The organism is Flavobacterium branchiophilum NBRC 15030 = ATCC 35035, assembly GCF_002217205.1.
Taxonomy (GTDB): Bacteria; Bacteroidota; Bacteroidia; order Flavobacteriales; family Flavobacteriaceae; genus Flavobacterium; species Flavobacterium branchiophilum.
Genome location: NZ_MUGT01000223.1, coordinates 1 through 560, shown reverse-complemented (window position 1 = coordinate 560; position 560 = coordinate 1). Strand labels below are relative to the sequence as shown.

1 protein-coding gene is annotated in these 560 nt (G+C 28.2%); it reads left to right on the top strand.

Annotated elements, in window-relative coordinates:
* Window positions 1-98 precede the first annotated feature (98 nt).
* Window positions 99-542 carry a DUF6934 family protein gene (locus B0A58_RS16020; RefSeq protein WP_014083936.1) on the top strand — a complete coding sequence of 148 codons (444 nt, stop codon included), beginning with the start codon at window positions 99-101 and terminating at the stop codon, window positions 540-542.
* Window positions 543-560: the final 18 nt, after the last annotated feature.

Sequence of the window (560 nt, the reverse complement as noted above, 5' to 3'; positions counted from 1 at the left end):
GACTGACGTTGGCAGAGATACTAACACAAGACTACTTAAAAATTAAGCTTAAAAATCATTAAAATAATTTCTATATTTGTAGCATATTTAATTTATGAATGAAATTACCAAAATATCCTTTATCATCTAGTGAAACATTAATGTCTTTTGATTTTATTAGTGAAGGACACAAAGGACTAATTCATAAATTAGTAAAGTATCAACCCACGAATATTGATAATGTTTATAATTTAGCTTTTGGAGATAAAGACTTGCAAACTGGAGAAATAGATGATGAAGTTGTTTCGAACAATGGAGATAGTGAAAAAGTTTTAGCTACTGTTGTATCAACTGTTTATGCTTTTACTGATAAATATCCTAATTTTAGCGTTTATGCGTCAGGAAGTACTAAAGCCAGAACTAGATTGTATAGAATTGGAATAACAAGGTATATAAATGAAATTAAGTGTGATTTTGAAATTCTTGGGGAGTTAGAAGATGATTGGGATGAATTTCAAGTTGGTGTTGAATATGAAGGCTTTTTAGTTAGAAGAAAAATATAAATCAATGTCGTTAAGTTA

Excerpts from the sequence above, each read along its gene's own strand:
- B0A58_RS16020 (WP_014083936.1), top strand. The coding sequence starts at position 99 with ATGAAATTACCAAAATATCCTTTATCATCTAGTGAAACATTAATGTCT.